General features: G+C 37.3%; 18 protein-coding genes. 15 read left to right on the top strand and 3 right to left on the bottom strand.

Translation table 11 applies throughout. The features are described from left to right. Positions 1-13: 13 nt before the first annotated feature. The 10 genes from phoU to HMPREF2780_RS01390 all read left to right on the top strand — a co-directional run bounded on the left by phoU (position 14) and on the right by HMPREF2780_RS01390 (position 9,296). Positions 14-667, top strand: coding sequence for a phosphate signaling complex protein PhoU (gene phoU / locus HMPREF2780_RS01435; RefSeq protein WP_045502789.1), 654 nt, complete (start codon positions 14-16; stop codon positions 665-667). 152 nt (positions 668-819) lie between these two features. Continuing rightward, the gene (locus tag HMPREF2780_RS01430; protein ID WP_048779515.1) at positions 820-1,440 is read left to right on the top strand and encodes a hypothetical protein; all 621 of its coding nucleotides are present in this window, start codon (positions 820-822) and stop codon (positions 1,438-1,440) included. Positions 1,441-1,499: 59 nt separating this feature from the next. Further along, entirely contained in the window at positions 1,500-2,120 is a 621-nt protein-coding gene (locus tag HMPREF2780_RS01425; RefSeq protein ID WP_061595725.1) for a hypothetical protein, read from the top strand. 130 nt (positions 2,121-2,250) lie between these two features. Continuing rightward, positions 2,251-4,794: a M1 family metallopeptidase gene (locus tag HMPREF2780_RS01420; protein WP_061599019.1), complete on the top strand. Its 2,544-nt coding sequence runs from the start codon at positions 2,251-2,253 to the stop codon at positions 4,792-4,794. Positions 4,795-4,976: 182 nt separating this feature from the next. Continuing rightward, positions 4,977-5,261 (top strand): helix-turn-helix domain-containing protein, encoded by a 285-nt coding sequence (locus HMPREF2780_RS01415; protein WP_045502814.1) that lies wholly within the window; start codon positions 4,977-4,979, stop codon positions 5,259-5,261. A gap of 50 nt (positions 5,262-5,311) precedes the next feature. Then, complete coding sequence (locus HMPREF2780_RS01410; protein ID WP_081102607.1) at positions 5,312-5,638, top strand: DMT family transporter; 327 nt, start codon at positions 5,312-5,314, stop codon at positions 5,636-5,638. Positions 5,639-5,652: 14 nt separating this feature from the next. Then, a complete protein-coding gene (locus tag HMPREF2780_RS01405) occupies positions 5,653-6,456 on the top strand; it encodes an SDR family NAD(P)-dependent oxidoreductase (protein WP_080889703.1) in 804 nt (267 codons plus the stop codon). Between the two features lie 183 nt (positions 6,457-6,639). Beyond that, a complete protein-coding gene (locus HMPREF2780_RS01400) occupies positions 6,640-7,095 on the top strand; it encodes a hypothetical protein (RefSeq protein WP_048779525.1) in 456 nt (151 codons plus the stop codon). 130 nt (positions 7,096-7,225) lie between these two features. Beyond that, entirely contained in the window at positions 7,226-7,900 is a 675-nt protein-coding gene (locus HMPREF2780_RS01395; protein WP_008808730.1) for a response regulator transcription factor, read from the top strand. After that, positions 7,890-9,296, top strand: coding sequence for a sensor histidine kinase (locus HMPREF2780_RS01390; protein ID WP_061599021.1), 1,407 nt, complete (start codon positions 7,890-7,892; stop codon positions 9,294-9,296). The genes HMPREF2780_RS01395 and HMPREF2780_RS01390 overlap by 11 nt, the downstream gene beginning before the upstream one ends. Positions 9,297-9,443: 147 nt before the next feature. Here the strand turns inward: HMPREF2780_RS01390 and HMPREF2780_RS01385 are convergent, their stop codons facing one another. The 3 genes from HMPREF2780_RS01385 to coaA form a co-directional block, all read right to left on the bottom strand. Beyond that, complete coding sequence (locus HMPREF2780_RS01385; RefSeq protein ID WP_061595730.1) at positions 9,444-10,895, bottom strand: alpha-amylase; 1,452 nt, start codon at positions 10,893-10,895, stop codon at positions 9,444-9,446. Between the two features lie 230 nt (positions 10,896-11,125). Further along, a complete protein-coding gene (rpsT, locus tag HMPREF2780_RS01380) occupies positions 11,126-11,374 on the bottom strand; it encodes a 30S ribosomal protein S20 (protein WP_008808726.1) in 249 nt (82 codons plus the stop codon). A 96-nt stretch (positions 11,375-11,470) separates the two neighbouring features. Then, entirely contained in the window at positions 11,471-12,391 is a 921-nt protein-coding gene (gene coaA / locus HMPREF2780_RS01375) for a type I pantothenate kinase (RefSeq protein ID WP_048779535.1), read from the bottom strand. 105 nt (positions 12,392-12,496) lie between these two features. Between coaA and HMPREF2780_RS01370 the strand changes: the two genes are divergently transcribed. The 5 genes from HMPREF2780_RS01370 to HMPREF2780_RS01350 all read left to right on the top strand — a co-directional run bounded on the left by HMPREF2780_RS01370 (position 12,497) and on the right by HMPREF2780_RS01350 (position 16,548). Continuing rightward, the gene (locus HMPREF2780_RS01370) at positions 12,497-13,090 is read left to right on the top strand and encodes a class I SAM-dependent methyltransferase (RefSeq protein WP_060553637.1); all 594 of its coding nucleotides are present in this window, start codon (positions 12,497-12,499) and stop codon (positions 13,088-13,090) included. Beyond that, positions 13,087-14,364, top strand: a complete 1,278-nt coding sequence (locus HMPREF2780_RS01365; RefSeq protein ID WP_061595731.1) for a pyrimidine-nucleoside phosphorylase — start codon at positions 13,087-13,089, stop codon at positions 14,362-14,364. The genes HMPREF2780_RS01370 and HMPREF2780_RS01365 overlap by 4 nt, the downstream gene beginning before the upstream one ends. Positions 14,365-14,380: 16 nt before the next feature. Further along, positions 14,381-15,043 (top strand): deoxyribose-phosphate aldolase, encoded by a 663-nt coding sequence (gene deoC, locus HMPREF2780_RS01360; protein ID WP_061595732.1) that lies wholly within the window; start codon positions 14,381-14,383, stop codon positions 15,041-15,043. Continuing rightward, entirely contained in the window at positions 15,030-15,419 is a 390-nt protein-coding gene (locus HMPREF2780_RS01355; protein ID WP_008808721.1) for a cytidine deaminase, read from the top strand. The genes deoC and HMPREF2780_RS01355 overlap by 14 nt, the downstream gene beginning before the upstream one ends. A 70-nt stretch (positions 15,420-15,489) precedes the next feature. Then, positions 15,490-16,548 carry a BMP family lipoprotein gene (locus tag HMPREF2780_RS01350; protein WP_020992636.1) on the top strand — a complete coding sequence of 353 codons (1,059 nt, stop codon included), beginning with the start codon at positions 15,490-15,492 and terminating at the stop codon, positions 16,546-16,548. Positions 16,549-16,673 lie beyond the last annotated feature (125 nt).

The following is a 16,673-nucleotide window of genomic DNA, read 5'->3' as shown; positions in this document are numbered from 1 at the left end:
GATAAAGACAGGTATGCTTCGTGTACAATTTGAAGAAGATTTAGAGAAATTGCATAATCAATTTTATGCGATGGGAAATGAAGTACTTTCGCAAATCAATCGGACGGTCCGTGCTTTTGTAACACATGATCGAGATATGGCTAAGGAAGTTATCGAGGAAGACGCTGAAGTCAATGAATACGAAGTGAAATTGGAAAAGAAATCCTTAGAGATTATTGCATTGCAGCAACCAGTTTCACAAGACTTGCGGACAGTTATCACCGTACTAAAAGCAAGTTCAGACTTGGAAAGAATGGGCGACCATGCTGTATCAATTGCTAAGGCAACTATTCGTATGAAAGGTGAAATTCGCATTCAGTCTGTCGAGGAAGAAATCAAGAAGATGGGTCGTGATGTGAAAGACTTTGTTGAATCAGCCTTGGATCTTTATCTGAATGGAAGTGTAGATCAAGCTTATGAAGTGGCTGCTTTAGATGAAAAGATTAATCATTATTTCGAAAATATTCAGGAATTAGCGACAGAAGAAATTCGCAAGAATCCTGAATCCATCGTAACTGGTCGTGATTATTTCCAAGTAATCAATTATTTGGAACGTATTGGCGACTACGCAAAGAACATTTGCGAATGGGTTGTCTACTTCGAAACAGGTAAAATTGTTGAAATGTAATGTTATAAAAGATGCGATTTATGTCGCGTCTTTTTTTATATATGAAGCTATATAAGAGGTCTGTTTTTCATTGGATCTTAAGCTTGACTATGATACACTAGTAGAATATACGAAAGGCAATATTTTCATAGCAAAGAATTTAGGAGACGAAAATGAAGAAAAAAATTTTAGTTATTATCAGTATCTTGTTTATTTCTCTTTTAGCTGGCTTTGTTTATATGACTCAATTTTACAGCACAACAGGTTTAGACCGAAAGGAAGAAAAAATCATTAAACATGGTTTTCGTTTATTAGAAGAACAGATTGGGATCTACATCAAAGAAAACTACTCAGGAATTTCTAAAATAGAATTCTCTCCGATTTTCATCCAAGGTGGTAAGGACAATCCTCCATTCACAGCGGACGTTCTGCCAGTAATTTATGATGAAGAAGGAAATAGAGCTGTTTTAGGAGGACAAATAGGGAAAACTGGTTATCCTTCTTATGGAATACTCTCAGGATTACTTTTAAATTTTGACCATAATGATAATGAAATTATTGAATTAGAAGATTCCGGAAAGGGTTTAGGAGTTGAAATAGATGTAAGTAATGCTAAAACTTTACCGGAAGAAGCGAAATTAACACCTCCAATTAAAGGAACAGACGATAACATTGATGCTTTGGTAAAAGATGGTCAGTTGAAAAATGTCATCAAAAGTGATGGTGGAAGTCCTAAAGCAAAAATAAATTATAACCTTGAAATTGAAAGAGGAGAATATTGGAAATATAAATAGGCTTTGAAAAGAAAAACGATACTGTTATTCTTAATATCACTACCCAGAGGAAAAAAGTTATGAAGAAAAAAATTTTTACGACACTTGCTCTTATTTTAGTCTTGATATCAGGAGGTATCTTTGTATACAACAAACTAACAAAACCTAACTTTGGTCCTAAAACAACCAAGCTCTATCAACACGGATTTCAACTTCTTGAAGAACAAATTGGAACCTACATCAAAGAACACTATAAAGGTATTGAGAGGATTGAATTTTCTCCTATATATGTTACTGGGGATGACGGGTCTTCCATGTTGAATGCCTATGTACGTCCGACTTTATATGATAAATACGGGAATAAAGCAACTCTAGGTACACAAATAAAAAATTATGCTCCAAATAGTTTTGGTATTGTTACTGACTTAATCGTTGATTTTGACTGGGATGGTAACGAGGTAATTGAATTATTTGATTCAGATGACGAGAGAATTGATGTTTCGAATGCAAAGAAATTACCTAAAGAAGCTAAACTAAGAGATGCAGAAAGTATAGATATAAATATTGAGCTATTATTAAAAGATGGTCAATTAAAAGAGGTCGTAAAGGATGAAAAAGGCAGTCCAGAAGCTGAAATATTATATAATGTAGAGTTACGGAAAGGTGACGCAGAACTCGAAAAAGAAAAAAGAAAAACCTAATGTTTTGAGTTTCTCGTGAATTACAAAGACAGGTCATCCTTGTCTTTTTCTTTGCTTTAAAATGTGGTAAAATGGTTTCAAAAAGTATTTAATGAACAGGATTTCCTGTATCTTAGATGAGGAGAGAAACATGCAAGCAGTTGCACACTTTATTGACACTTTTGTTCCTGAACACTACGATCTATTTCTAGATCTCAATCGTGCAGATAAGACCTTTTCAGGCAAGGTGACTATTATTGGGGAAGCTAAGTCAAGTAAGATTTCCCTGCACCAAAAGGACCTAGTAATCAAAACCGTCGAAGTAGCCGGTCAAACACGTCCTTTTATAGTCGACAATGCGAACGAAGCTCTTTACATCGAGTTAGATGCCACAGGTCAAGTTGAAGTAACGGTGACTTATACTGGTAAGATCACGGATAATATGACTGGTATTTACCCATCTTACTACACAGTGGATGGTGTAAAAAAAGAAATCATTTCTACTCAATTTGAGAGTCACTTTGCTCGTGAAGCTTTTCCAAGCGTGGATGAGCCAGAAGCTAAAGCAACTTTTGACTTGGCTTTGAAGTTTGACCAGGCAGAAGGCGAGTTAGCTCTATCCAATATGCCAGAAATTGACATTGAAAATCGTAAAGCAACTGGTATTTGGAAGTTTGAAAGAACTCCACGTATGTCATCTTATCTACTAGCTTTCGCTGCAGGTGATATGCAAGGAGTAACTGCCAAGACTAAAAATGGAACTTTAGTCGGTGTCTATGCGACAAAGGCACATCCGGCTAGCAATTTAGAGTTTGCTTTGGACATTGCTGTTCGTTCCATTGAGTTTTATGAGGATTATTATGGAGTTAAATATCCTATCCCACAGTCTCTTCATGTAGCTTTGCCTGACTTTTCATCTGGTGCTATGGAAAACTGGGGTCTGGTTACTTATCGCGAGATTTACCTCTTAGTTGATGAAAACTCTACGGTATCCAGTCGACAAGATGTAGCTCTTGTTGTTGCCCATGAGTTGGCACACCAATGGTTCGGAAACCTTGTCACTATGAAGTGGTGGGATGACCTTTGGCTTAATGAAAGCTTTGCTAATATGATGGAATATGTCTGCGTCAATGCTATTGAGCCGACTTGGAATATTTTTGAGAATTTCCAAACAACAGGAGTTCCGCTTGCTTTGAAACGAGATGCAACAGACGGGGTTCAGTCTGTCCATGTGGAGGTGAATCATCCAGACGAAATTAATACCTTATTTGACCCAGCAATCGTATATGCCAAGGGAAGCCGTCTCATGCATATGCTTCGCCGCTGGTTGGGTGATGAGGCCTTTGCCAAAGGTTTAAACGCCTACTTTGCTAAACACCAGTATGGAAATACAATCGGACGTGATCTTTGGAATGCACTTGGAGATGCTTCTGGTCGTGATGTGGCAGCCTTTATGGACTCTTGGCTGGAGCAACCTGGCTATCCTGTTTTGACTGCCCGTGTAGAAAATGACACCTTGAAGTTGACTCAGAAGCAATTCTTTATTGGTGAACATGAAGACAAGAAGCGGACTTGGGTTCTGCCATTAAACAGTAATTGGAATGGTTTGCCTGATACACTGGAAACTGAAACACTTGAAATTCCAAACTATTCTGCTTTGGCAGCTCAGAACCAAGGAGCTTTGCGCTTCAATACAGAAAACACAGCCCACTATATCACAGATTATCAAGGTGTCTTGTTAGACCAGATTCTAGATACGATTACTGAGTTAGACAGCACCAGCAAGCTCCAAGTGGTGCAGGAACGCCGTCTCTTAGCAGAAGCTGGCCACATTTCATTTGCTGAATTAGTTCCAGTAATTGAAAAACTGACAGAAGAAAGCTCTTACTTGGTTGTTTCTGGGGTTAAAGCTGTTCTGAGTGGTTTGAAAATCTTTGTTGAAGAAGGTAGCGAGAGTGAAAAAGCTTATAATGACTTAGTTATCAAACTTAGCCGATTCAACTTTGATCGCCTAGGCTTTGAAGCTAAAGATGGAGAAAGCGATGAGGATGAATTAGTCCGTCAAATCGTTATTGGAAACTTGATTGCTGCCAATGATGAAAAAGCGACTCAAGAAGCTGACGGCATCTTTAAAGCTCATCAAGATGATCTGGAAAAACTTCCTGCAGCTATCCGCTTGCATATCCTGATTAACCAAATCAAACATCATGAGAACAAGGAGCTGACGGATCAATATCTGAAGAACTACGTATCGACAGTTGATGGAAGTTTCAAGAGACAATTGGCTTCGGCTTTAGCCTACACTAATGATAAGGAAACGCTTGACCAAATTTTAGAAGCTTTGAAGAATAAAGATATTGTTAAGCCACAAGATTTAGCTATGAGCTGGTATCTGCCTTTGCTCAATCACGATTTTACTCAAGCTACTGTTTGGGCTTGGGCTCGTGAGAATTGGGGCTGGATTAAGGCGGCCTTGGGAGGTGATATGAGCTTTGATAAGTTTGTCATCTATCCAGCTAATGCCTTTAAGACAGCAGAAAGGCTCGCTGAATACAAAGCTTTCTTCGAACCTCAATTGTCAGATATGGCTATCAGTCGTAATATCAGCATGGGTATCAAAGAAATTGCAGCTCGTGTTGACTTAATTACACGAGAAAAAGAAGCAGTAGAAAAGGCTTTGAAAGCAAGTAAGTAATAGATAAAAAACAGCGGATCTTGCAATCTGCTGTTTTTTTGGAAGTCAGTATAAAGTGTCCATCCTGAAAATCATGTTATAATAGCAATGTCAAAGAAATTTTACCTAGAATTGTATAGGATGTTAAAGAATTTCGTCTAGCCAATTCGTGAAGAAAAGAATAATATAAAGAGGAAATGCAGATGTTAGGAAAACAATTAAAATTACTTAGAGAACAAAAGGGCTATAGTCAGAATCAAATTTCAGAATATCTGGGAACAACTCGTCAAACTATCTCAAATTGGGAAAATGATAAAACGATTATAGATAGTCATAGTTTGATTCGCTTAGCTGATTTTTATCAGATCTCTTTAGATGAGTTATGTGGACGAACAAAGATTCCTGTTTACAAGAATTCAAAGATCAAGTCTATGATTTTAGCTAATGCTTGCACACTTTGGACTTGCTTCACTTCCGCTCATCGCTAAATCAATTGTTTTCCGACTAGCTTTTCAATTCTATTGATTCTGGGAGGACAATGATGTCTTACATTTATTTAACTCTTGCTATTGTATCTGAAATAGCTGCCACAAGTCTGTTAAAACTGTCGCAAGGTTTTTCGAAAATGCTTTTTGGGATTCTTGCTTTAGTTTTCTATGGCTTGTGTTTTTTCTTTTTATCCTTGTCTTTGAAAGGCATACAACTAAATCTAGTGTATGCCATTTGGTCGGGTGTTGGTTTAGTTGGAACAACAGTACTATCTATTTTGTTTTTTCATGAAAAAGTAACGTTCGCAAGCCTCTTGGGAATTGCTTTGGTTATTGTGGGGCTTGTTATATTAAACTTATCGCAAAAGGTTCACTAATGAGGAAGTATGTTATGGGTGACAATTATTTTAAAAATAAAAAGGTCGTTATTATTGGTGCTAGTGGTAATTTGGGACAAGCCTATACACAAGCTTTTTTTCAAGCGGGTGCTCATTTATTTCTTTTAGGTCGCAATATGGATAAATTGGCTAGTTTTTCTGAGGATATTGCTTCCAATATTCCTATTTGCTCAGTAGATATAACGAACGAAACTTCTATTAGGGTTGCAGTGTCTGAAGTTCAAAAGTGGTCGGATAATATAGATATTGTTGTTAATGCAACAGGATTTGATGTACGAAAATCTTTATTATCTCACTCTGAGGAGGAGATCAATCAGACTATGACGATTAACCTAATAGGGGCTATTCTTGTCAGCAAACATTTTTTACCTTTGTTAAAAAATCAAAAAGGAGCAACCATTGTGCATTCAGGAGGTTTTGCAGATGGTAGGCTGGCCTTTCCCTATTATAGTGTAGATGTGGCGAGCCGCGCCGGACTTTTTTCTTTTATCGAATCAATGAATCGAGAATTAAAACAGGAGAAGAAAAAAATGCATCTAACTTATTTTTGCCCCAATGCAGCAGATACACCATCAGAAAAGCCTTATCATCCAGTTTGGAGAGAGATGGGGATCTCTATATCAAGTACAAATCAAGTAATCCAAGCTTTACTTAAAGGTATAAAATCTCGTAAAAGAGTGATTTTGATGGGACAAGGTACAAAGATTTTTACAACATTGAACCTGCTATCCCCAGCAATAGCGGATTATCTTTTACTGAGACGATACGGTCGTATTTTAAAAAAATATTTTGGATAAATTTTCTATTATTTTTCTAAGAATTTTCTCATCTTTTAGTATTCTTTAAGAAAAAATTTAGGCCTCTTTAAGAAAAAATAATTAAGATGTATGTATCCTAAAGAAAGGATGTGGTGAATTCATGAAGTAAAACTTCTTTACTTTATCACAGAAACTTAAAACAGAAAGAAGGAAAAACTTAGAATGAATAAAGAGAAAATGATTGTTGTAGAAAAAAGCACCAAGTGGTGGCTATCGGTAGTAGCGACAGGTTCTTTAGTAGTCGGCTTGCTTGGTGGCTATACATTCGGTTCTTTGACGCAAAAAGCAACAAATCAGCAGTCAACCGTTCAAGCATCGAAAACGCAGCAAAATAATCAAGACGGCAATAATATGCAAGGTCCCGGTGGACAACCGCCTCAAGGACAGGGTCAAAATAATGGAAATGGTATGCCACCTCAAATGAATGGTCAAGATGGACAAGGTGGTCCTGGTGGTAACGGTGGACCTGGAGGGCCAGGAGGACAGGCACCGCAAGGAAATAATAATCAAGAAGGCGGTAGCAATTCTAAGAAGAAGCCAGCCAATGCAGATGGAAGTACAAAGGATAAGGAAAGCAATTCTAATCAAAATAATGAAGAAAACGCTACAAAATCTTAATCCATTTGTTAAAGTCATGATATAATAATTAAAGAATTATACTAAGATCCAAAAAAATGGGACAAAAATTCTTTATTTTACATAATCTTAGATGAAGCAGATCAGTATCTTATAGCAGGAGGAGAACAAGATGATTAAGATTTTACTAGTAGAAGATGACTTAGGGTTGTCGAACTCTGTATTTGATTTCTTAGATGACTTTGCGGATGTCATGCAGGTTTTTGATGGTGAAGAAGGACTCTATGAAGCCGAAAGCGGTGTTTATGATTTGATTTTACTTGATCTGATGCTCCCTGAAAAAGATGGCTTTCAAGTTTTAAAAGACTTGCGTGAAAAAGGAGTCTCAACTCCTGTTCTCATCATGACTGCTAAAGAAAGTTTAGATGATAAAGGGCATGGTTTTGAATTGGGTGCAGATGACTATCTAACCAAGCCGTTTTATTTAGAAGAATTAAAGATGCGGATCCAAGCCTTACTCAAGCGTTCAGGAAAATTTAATGAAAATACCTTATCATATGGTGATGTAACAGTAAACCTCTCTACCAATACCACATTGGTGAACGGAAAAGAAGTAGAATTACTAGGAAAAGAATTTGATTTATTAGTTTATTTCTTGCAGAACCAAAACGTAATTCTACCTAAAACTCAGATTTTTGATCGACTCTGGGGCTTTGACAGTGATACTACCATTTCTGTCGTTGAAGTCTATGTCTCAAAAATTCGGAAAAAATTGAAAGGAACGACTTTCGCGAACAATATGCAAACCCTTCGCAGTGTCGGTTACATTTTGAAGAATGCTGAATAAACTTAGACGAACTTTTTATGCGGATGATTTTTCATATTTCATTCGCTATTTTGGTGTATTCACACTTATTTTCTCGGCCATGACTCTTTTAATCATTCAGATTATGCGCTCAGGGCTTTATACAACAGTTGACGATAATTTAAAAAGTTTAAGTCAGAATCCCAGATCTGTCCTCCACCTTGCTTTGGCTCGTGCAGCCAATATGCAACCAACGATTGATGAGGGTCAGTCATCTGATGATGATACTGGGCCACAAGACGCCCCAGACCCTGGACCAATGGATAATCTGAAGGTGAATTCGAACACTGAAGCAGTCTTGTTCGATGAAGACTTGAAACCATTGACTACTGCAGATCATTTTCTTAGTTTAAAAAAGATTTCAATCAAGAAAAAGGATGTAGGTAAAATTATTCAGACTACTTTGAAAAACAACTATGGTCAAGAAGAACTCTATCGTATGTTGGTTTTTGAGATTAATCCAAGCGAATTCTTATCTGGGAATCTTTTGAACAAAGTAAAATATGCAGCAGTTTTGATTAATGTCAATCAATTGGAGCAAACCAGTCAGAATCATGAACAAATCATTGTCATTGTTATGATTAGTTTCTGGTTAATTTCAATTATTGCCAGTATTTATTTGGCTCGGGTCAGCGTGAAGCCTCTAATAGACAGTATGCAGAAGCAAAAATCTTTTGTTGAAAACGCCAGCCATGAGTTGCGTACTCCTTTAGCTGTTTTGCAGAACCGTTTGGAAACTCTTTTCCGAAAACCGGAAGCTACGATTATGGAATCTAGTGAAAATATTGCCTCCAGTCTGGAAGAAGTTCGGAATATGCGGATGCTAACAACTAATCTATTGAATCTTGCAAGAAGAGATGATGGCATTAAGGCTGAAATTACTGAAGTTGAACCAGAATTTTTCACTACAACATTTGCCAACTATGAAATCATTGCGGATGAAAATGAGAAAGTATTTATCTACGAAAATCATATCGACCACAACATCAAGACAGATAGAACACTTCTAAAACAGCTGATGACTATTCTCTTTGATAATGCTGTGAAATATACAGAAGAAGATGGGGTTATTAAGTTTATAGTATGGTCAAAAGACCGTTCTCTATACTTACGAGTGTCCGATAACGGCCCTGGAATCAATAATGAAGACAAAAAGAAAATTTTTGATCGTTTTTATAGGGTTGATAAGGCTAGAACAAGACAAAAGGGTGGTTTTGGTCTAGGTCTATCTCTTGCAAAACAAATAGCCGATGCTCTAAAGGGTACAATTACTGTTAAAGATAATAGACCTAAAGGTACCATTTTTGAAGTCAAAATTTCAATCAAATCAGAAAGCAAGAAACGAGTTGGACGATTGAGTGATGGGAAAAAAGATTGAAGGTTTTATTCTAAAGAGAAGCTATTGGATAGACATCATTGTCTTTGTCAAAATAGGATTAACAGATATATAGTGATTCTAAAAAGCTTGGCTTTATTAAGCCAAGCTTTGTTGTTGTATTTAAAAATCAGCTCAAAGAGCTGATTTTTAATTTTTAATAGACCAAACGCTAACAGATTGTTCTTCAACAGGGAACTCTCCCCAGCCTTCTTCATCGATAGTGACAATTGTTTGGCAATTACCCAGGTAGTCCGAACACTCGTGCCCTGACCAATCTTGGCCAAAATACATCCGTTTTGACGTAGAAGTAGCATTTGAAATTAGAACTGCGATAGGCTGACTACCTTCTTGACCAGCCCTTGTCCATCCGATACAATTTGGGTCATCAAAATAGTCGGTCTCTTCACCATAAGCTAGGTTTAGACGAAGGTCTAATAGTTTGTCAATCTCTTCTCGGAAATCTTGCTGAGCGAATTCACCATTTATGCCATAGTAGTCTCCATAGAAAATACATGGTAGTCCAGACTCTCGAAGTAAAATAAGAGCATAAGCCGCTGGTTTAAACCATTCTTCCACAGTCGATTCAAGTGCTTGACCACGCTGAGTATCATGGTTTTCTACAAATGTCACTGCTGATTCAGGGTGGTTTTTCACTAAAGTATGATCAAAAATAGTACGCAGATCAAATTCGTCACCTTTTTGACTTGCTTCAAAAAGATTAGTATGCAATTTAACATCGACAAGGTCGAAGCGATAGTCAATATTTTCTAAGTAGTCATTATTAGCAGCTTCATCATTATTCCAAAACTCTCCGAAAACGTAGAAATCATCACCATATTCTTGCAAAATATCTCGAATAAAGTTGGCCATAAAGAAGGAATCTATATGCTTAACTGCATCCAAGCGGAAACCCTGTATACCTGTAGTTTCGATAAACCATCTAGCCCAATCGTATAGGTTTTTAATAACATCTGGGTGTTTGAAGTCCAGATCGGCGTACATTAGATAGTCATAGTTTCCGTTTTCGCTGTCTACCAGCTCGTCATTCGCCCAACCTTTATTGTCACCTTGAATTAAATAAATTCCAGACCGACGACTTTTTGCATCAAAGTCAGTTCCAGTAAAATGGTACCAATGCCATTCAAAGTCATTATATTGCTTGTTTCTTCCTGGAAAAGTAAAGTGAGTCCATCCTTTAATCATAAAGGGCTCAGAAATAGCAGTAGTACGGTCATTTGGATCTACTTCAATAACCGTAAATGTTTCAGTTCCGTCGGCTGCAGCCTTATGATTTAAAACGACATCAGCAATTGGATCGATTCCATTGTCTTTTAGTGTTTGGATCGCTTGAAGATATTCTTCTTTTAATCCATACTTAGTCCGAACGGTTCCTTTTTGATCAAACTCTCCTAAATCAAATAAGTCGTAAATGCCATAGCCGACATCATTTGAGGCAGTTGCTTTAAAAGCCGGAGGCATCCATATTTTTTTAATTCCTTTGGCTGCCAAATTTGGCGCATCCATTGCTAAACGATTCCAATGCTGGCCATCATCTGGAAGATACCATTCAAAATACTGCATTAAAGTTTGGTTTTTCATATTATGTTCCTTATTTAATCAATTCTTCTGACTCATAGAATGTATTCATGTCAGATTTACCGCTATTTTATCAAAAATAGAAGGAGGACGCAAAAGTTTGCGTCACTGTTTTTTGAACCTTATCTCAAATACTGTACAATTATGATCGTTTAGAATTGGCAAAATCGCATCCTAATGAATTAAGGCGCAAAAAAAGCTCCGAAGAGCTCATTTTGTATGCAGTTAGTTTATTAACCAAGTTTTGCTGCAAGACGTGCTTTATCACGGCTAGCTTTGTTCTTGTGGATCAAACCTTTAGTTTCTGCTTTATCGATAGCTGAGCTAGCAGCGCGGTAAAGTTCTTCAGTTGGGTTTGCTTCAAAAGCTTTGATTGCAGTACGCATAGCTGATTTTTGAGCTGAGTTTTTTTCGTTGTGTTTAACGTTCAATTCAGCGCGTTTGATAGCTGATTTAATGTTTGCCAAGTTTTTCACCTCCAATGTATACTAACTATCTAATTATATATGAAAAGTTCGCATTTGACAAGCCTTAATTATTCTTTTAAAAAAATATCACTTGATTTCAATCAATTATAGTTATTTCTTTAAGTAAATCTCATCAATTTCATGGTTATGAGCTTTATGAAGGATTAATTCAGCTCGATTGCGAGTAGGTTCAATATAATCTTTTAAGTTAACTAAATTAATAGATTTCCATATGTTACGAGCCATTTTCATAACGTCTTCAACCGGTTCTTTAGTGAAGCGATGGTAGTAGTTCTTTGAATCCCGTCTAGCCAAGTCTAGTAATTTACCGAAACGATCAAGATACCATTTCTCAATATTTTCAACCTCAGCATCCACATAAATAGAAAAATCAAAGAAATCTGTTATATAGAGACGTTCATTTTGAGGATTTTGAAAAACATTAATCCCTTCAACAATGACGAAATCAGCAACTTGGATTGTTTGTGTCTGATCTGGAACAATATCATAGATTTCATGGGAATAGACAGGTACCTGATAATTTTGTCCGTTTTTCAGGTGATCTAAGAAGTTTAGAAGAAGTTCCATGTTATAACTTTCAGGGAAACCTTTTCTATTTAAAAGATTGAGTTCTTGCAAGACAGAGTTTGGATATAAAAAACCGTCTGTAGTTACCAGTTCAACTTTTGCATTCTCAAAAGTCCTAGACAGTAAAATTTGGAGAAGGCGGCTTGTTGTAGACTTTCCAACAGCTACGCTTCCAGAAACACCGATGATAAAAGGTTGTTTTTTTAAGGTTTTTTGCAGAAAAATTCCTTTTGAAAAAGCAAGATCTTCTTTGGCTCTCTTATAAATTTGAATCAGATTAGTTAATGGTAAGTAGATATCCATAACATCTTGCAAACTAATTTCATCATTAAAACTTTTTATTGAATTTAATTCTTCTTCAGTTAATGGCGGTGTTGTTTTTCTATGTAATTGTTGCCATCTTTCTCGGCTAATTCTATCAAAATGAAGGAATTCGTTTGTCATATTTTTTCTCCTATCAACTTGATTAGTATACCATATTGTTAAAAAAATTGTAGAAAATATTGTAAACGGTTTACATTTTAGGTAAAATTGTGATAAAATTAATTTATGTCGAAGATGTATTTTGCAGAAAATCCGGATGCTAAGCACGATATCCATAAATTACAACTGAATTTATTAGGTCAACCAATGACCTTCCTTACGGATGCTGGCGTCTTTAGCAAGAAGATGATCGATTATGGTAGTCAGGTCCTCCTGTCTACCATAGATTTTTCTATAGGGGATACTATTTTGGATCTGGGCTGTGGTTATGGTCCATTAGGTTTAACATTAGTAAAGTCGCAAGCTGTGAAAGCTACCTTAGTGGATATTAACCTGCGTGCTTTGGATTTAGCCCGAAAAAATGCCGAACTTAATGGGGTTTCAGCGGAAATCTTTCAATCTAATATCTATGATCAAGTAACTGGAGTTTTTGACCATATAATTAGTAATCCTCCTATTAGAGCTGGGAAGCAAGTAGTTCATCAAGTTATTGCAGGTAGCCTTGAGCATTTGACGGTAGGTGGTGACCTAACTATCGTCATACAGAAGAAGCAGGGGGCGCCAAGCGCTAAAGCCAAAATGGAAGAAGTTTTTGGAAATTGTGAAGTTGTCAAAAAAGATAAAGGCTACTATATTTTAAGGAGTGAGAAACTAGAATGAGAGCTGTCGACATTATTCAAAAAAAACGTGATGGTTTTGAATTAACAAAAGAAGAAATTCAATGGTTGATTGATGGTTATGTTGCTGGTACAGTGCCCGATTATCAAATGTCTGCTTTTGCAATGGCTATTTACTTTAAGGGAATGACAACCAGAGAAATTTCAGACTTGACTATGACAATGGTAGGAACAGGTCAGCAAATTGACTTATCAGAAATTTCTGGTATTAAAGTGGATAAGCACTCTACTGGTGGTGTTGGTGATAAGGTCACTTTGATTCTTGTTCCCTTGGTTGCTAGCTTTGGTGTACCAGTTGCCAAGATGAGTGGGCGAGGACTAGGTCATACAGGAGGAACGATTGACAAACTGGAATCTGTAAAAGGATTTCAAGTTGAGCGCAGTCAGGAAGAATTTATCAAACAAGTCCAAGATATCGGTCTTTCTGTAATTGGTCAGTCAGATCAACTTGTGAAAGCTGATAAGTTGCTTTATGCTCTTCGTGATGTGACTGCAACAGTTGACACAATTCCTCTAATTGCGAGTTCTGTCATGAGTAAGAAAATCGCTGCCGGAGCAGATAGTATCCTTCTAGATGTGACAGTTGGTGAAGGCGCCTTTATGAAGAATATCGAAGATGCGCGTCGCCTTGCTCAGACCATGGTTGAGTTAGGTAAAGCTGTAGGCAGACGAACAGTAGCTGTTATTACGGATATGAGCCAACCTGTGGGAACAAGCATTGGTAATCGTTTGGAAATCCTTGAGGCTCTAGAAATTCTTCAAGGAAAAGGCAGAGAAGATGTAACCCATTTTATCTGCGAGTTAGCTCAGATTATGCTTAGCTTAGCAAATGTGGAAAAAACTATAGAGGAAGTTCGCGAGCACATAATGAACGGCTCTGCTCTCAGAAAGTTTGAAGCTATGATTCAAGCACAGGGGGGTGACTTGGAAGACCTTTATAGGCCATCTTCAGCCCAGTATATAGTAGACGTCACTGCAGATCAGTCTGGTTTCATTTCTGAACTACCAGCTATGGAATTTGGTTTGTTTGCTATGCGTTTAGGTGCTGGTCGAGCAGTTAAATCTGACAAACTAGACTATGAAACAGGAATTGTTTTTGAGAAAAAAGTTGGTGAAGCTGTTCAGGCAGGTGAAGTAGTTGCTAAAATCTATGCCAACCAAAAAATCTCTGAGGAAATGCTTACAGAATTCAAAAAAAATGTTAGAATAGATGTCGAACGAAAAAAAGTAAGCGAAATCATTGAGGTCATTTCTTGAGTTTAAAGGAGAAAAAATGAAATTGAACAAATACATTGACCATACTCTTTTAAAGCCGGAAGCAACAAAAGAGCAAATTGAAAAAATAATTGAAGAAGCCAAAGAATATGATTTTGCAAGTGTCTGCGTTAATCCGACTTGGGTAAAGCTTGCAGCTGAAGAACTAAGCGGATCTGATGTAAAAGTTTGTACAGTTATAGGTTTCCCTTTGGGGGCAACCACTCCTGAAGTAAAGGCATTTGAAACAAAAAATGCGATTGAAAATGGGGCTGATGAAATCGATATGGTAATCAATATTGGCGCTCTCAAGTCTGGTAACTTGGATTTGCTTGAAAAAGATATTCAAGCAGTAGTAGAAGCAAGTGGTGAGAAACTTGTGAAGGTTATTATTGAAACATGCCTTTTAACGGATCAAGAAAAAGTTTTGGCCTGTCAAATTTCCCAAAAAGCTGGAGCCGACTTTGTAAAAACATCGACTGGCTTTTCAACTGGTGGTGCCACTGTAGAAGATGTAGCTTTGATGAGACAAACAGTTGGTCCTGATATGGGCGTTAAAGCATCTGGAGGTGCTCGTTCTTATGAAGATGCTCAAGCTTTTATTAAGGCTGGAGCTACTCGGATCGGAGCTTCATCGGGCGTTGCTATCATGAAAGGGGAAACAGCTAGTGGCAACTACTGATTTAATCGATTTGGCCGTAGAGACAAGCAAAAATGCGTATGTTCCATATTCTCACTTTCCAATTGGTGCTGTACTAGTTGCTAAAGATGGCCGTGTCTTCACTGGAGTTAATGTTGAGAATGCTAGTTTTGGTTTGACAAACTGTGGTGAACGAACAGCAATATTTAAAGCAGTTTCTGAAGGAGCACTTGAGTTTGAAGAGCTGATTGTCTATGGGCAGACAGAAAAGCCAATTTCTCCATGTGGAGCATGCCGTCAAGTGATGGCAGAATTTTTTAATAAAGATCTAAAAGTGACATTAGTCGCTAAAGATAAATCGACGGTCGTGATGACGGTCGGGGAATTACTTCCATATTCTTTTACCGACTTAAAATAGTTGGTAGTCTGGGTCATCTGACCACACAATTTTGCAACATTGTTGCATATCTTATTTAGGAGGTTCAGAAATGAACAAGAAAAAATGGCTAGGCCTTGGTCTAGTAGCTGTCGCAGCAGTAGGACTTGCTGCATGTGGTAACCGTGCGTCTCGCTCAAATAGCAATTCAGATGCTAAAACAGATCTGAAAGCTGCTATCGTAACCGATACTGGTGGTGTTGATGACAAGTCATTCAACCAATCAGCATGGGAAGGTTTGCAAGAATGGGGTAAAGAAAACGGTCTTTCAAAAGATCATGGTTTCACTTACTTCCAATCAACAAACGAATCAGAGTATGCTAACAACCTTGAGCAAGCTGCATCAAGTGGTTATAAAGCAATTTTTGGTATTGGATTTGCTCTTCGTAACGCTGTAGAAGCTGCTGCCAAAGACCACTCAGACATCAACTATGTCATCATTGATGATGAAATCAAAGGTCAAGACAATGTCGCTTCTGCTTTGTTTGCAGATAACGAAGCAGCTTATCTTGCAGGTGTAGCTGCAGCGAAAACAACTAAAACAAAAGTTGTTGGATTTGTAGGTGGTATTAAAGGTGCCGTATTGACTCGTTTTGAAAAAGGTTTCGAAGCTGGTGTTAAATCAGTAGACCCATCTATCAAGATTGATGTTCAATATGCAGAATCATTTGGTGATGCTGCTAAAGGTAAAACAATCGCCGCTGCACAATATACAGCAGGTGCTGATATCATTTATCAAGTAGCTGGTGGTACAGGTGCTGGTGTCTTCAACGAAGCGAAGTCAATCAATGAAACAAGAAACGAAAGCGAAAAAGTTTGGGTTATTGGTGTGGACCGTGACCAAGAAGCCGAAGGAAAATTTAAATCTAAAGATGGTAAAGAATCTAACTTCGTTCTTGCTTCTACCTTGAAAAAAGTTGGTGGAACAGTTAAAGACATCGCAACCAAAGCATCTAAAAACCAATTCCCTGGTGGTAAAACAACAGTTTATGGTTTGAAAGATGGTGGTGTTGATTTGACAACTAAAGCTTTGTCAGATGATGCTAAAAAAGCAGTAGAAGATGCTAAAGCTAAAATTCTTGACGGAAGCATCAAAGTTCCTGCAGAATAAAATTCAAACATTGACTCTCAGGAAGCGATCTTAGAGAGGTCGCTTCTTTGAGATTGAGGCAAAAGGTTTTGTCTCAATAGAGCTTACTAACTCTTAGTAGGTTCTATTGAAATAAAAATTTTGAA

It is taken from the genome of Streptococcus sp. HMSC062B01 (assembly GCF_001811085.1).
In the GTDB taxonomy this organism is placed as follows: Bacteria; Bacillota; Bacilli; order Lactobacillales; family Streptococcaceae; genus Streptococcus; species Streptococcus gordonii.
This window is presented reverse-complemented; position numbering and strand designations above follow the sequence as displayed.

Excerpts from the sequence above, each read along its gene's own strand:
- HMPREF2780_RS01420 (WP_061599019.1), top strand. The coding sequence starts at position 2,251 with ATGCAAGCAGTTGCACACTTTATTGACACTTTTGTTCCTGAACACTAC.
- HMPREF2780_RS01370 (WP_060553637.1), top strand. The coding sequence starts at position 12,497 with ATGTCGAAGATGTATTTTGCAGAAAATCCGGATGCTAAGCACGATATC.
- HMPREF2780_RS01410 (WP_081102607.1), top strand. The coding sequence starts at position 5,312 with ATGATGTCTTACATTTATTTAACTCTTGCTATTGTATCTGAAATAGCT.
- HMPREF2780_RS01425 (WP_061595725.1), top strand. The coding sequence starts at position 1,500 with ATGAAGAAAAAAATTTTTACGACACTTGCTCTTATTTTAGTCTTGATA.
- HMPREF2780_RS01390 (WP_061599021.1), top strand. The coding sequence starts at position 7,890 with ATGCTGAATAAACTTAGACGAACTTTTTATGCGGATGATTTTTCATAT.
- HMPREF2780_RS01415 (WP_045502814.1), top strand. The coding sequence starts at position 4,977 with ATGTTAGGAAAACAATTAAAATTACTTAGAGAACAAAAGGGCTATAGT.
- HMPREF2780_RS01385 (WP_061595730.1), bottom strand. The coding sequence starts at position 10,895 with ATGAAAAACCAAACTTTAATGCAGTATTTTGAATGGTATCTTCCAGAT.
- phoU (WP_045502789.1), top strand. The coding sequence starts at position 14 with ATGCTTCGTGTACAATTTGAAGAAGATTTAGAGAAATTGCATAATCAA.
- deoC (WP_061595732.1), top strand. The coding sequence starts at position 14,381 with ATGAAATTGAACAAATACATTGACCATACTCTTTTAAAGCCGGAAGCA.
- HMPREF2780_RS01430 (WP_048779515.1), top strand. The coding sequence starts at position 820 with ATGAAGAAAAAAATTTTAGTTATTATCAGTATCTTGTTTATTTCTCTT.
- HMPREF2780_RS01350 (WP_020992636.1), top strand. The coding sequence starts at position 15,490 with ATGAACAAGAAAAAATGGCTAGGCCTTGGTCTAGTAGCTGTCGCAGCA.
- HMPREF2780_RS01365 (WP_061595731.1), top strand. The coding sequence starts at position 13,087 with ATGAGAGCTGTCGACATTATTCAAAAAAAACGTGATGGTTTTGAATTA.
- HMPREF2780_RS01395 (WP_008808730.1), top strand. The coding sequence starts at position 7,226 with ATGATTAAGATTTTACTAGTAGAAGATGACTTAGGGTTGTCGAACTCT.
- HMPREF2780_RS01405 (WP_080889703.1), top strand. The coding sequence starts at position 5,653 with ATGGGTGACAATTATTTTAAAAATAAAAAGGTCGTTATTATTGGTGCT.
- coaA (WP_048779535.1), bottom strand. The coding sequence starts at position 12,391 with ATGACAAACGAATTCCTTCATTTTGATAGAATTAGCCGAGAAAGATGG.
- HMPREF2780_RS01400 (WP_048779525.1), top strand. The coding sequence starts at position 6,640 with ATGAATAAAGAGAAAATGATTGTTGTAGAAAAAAGCACCAAGTGGTGG.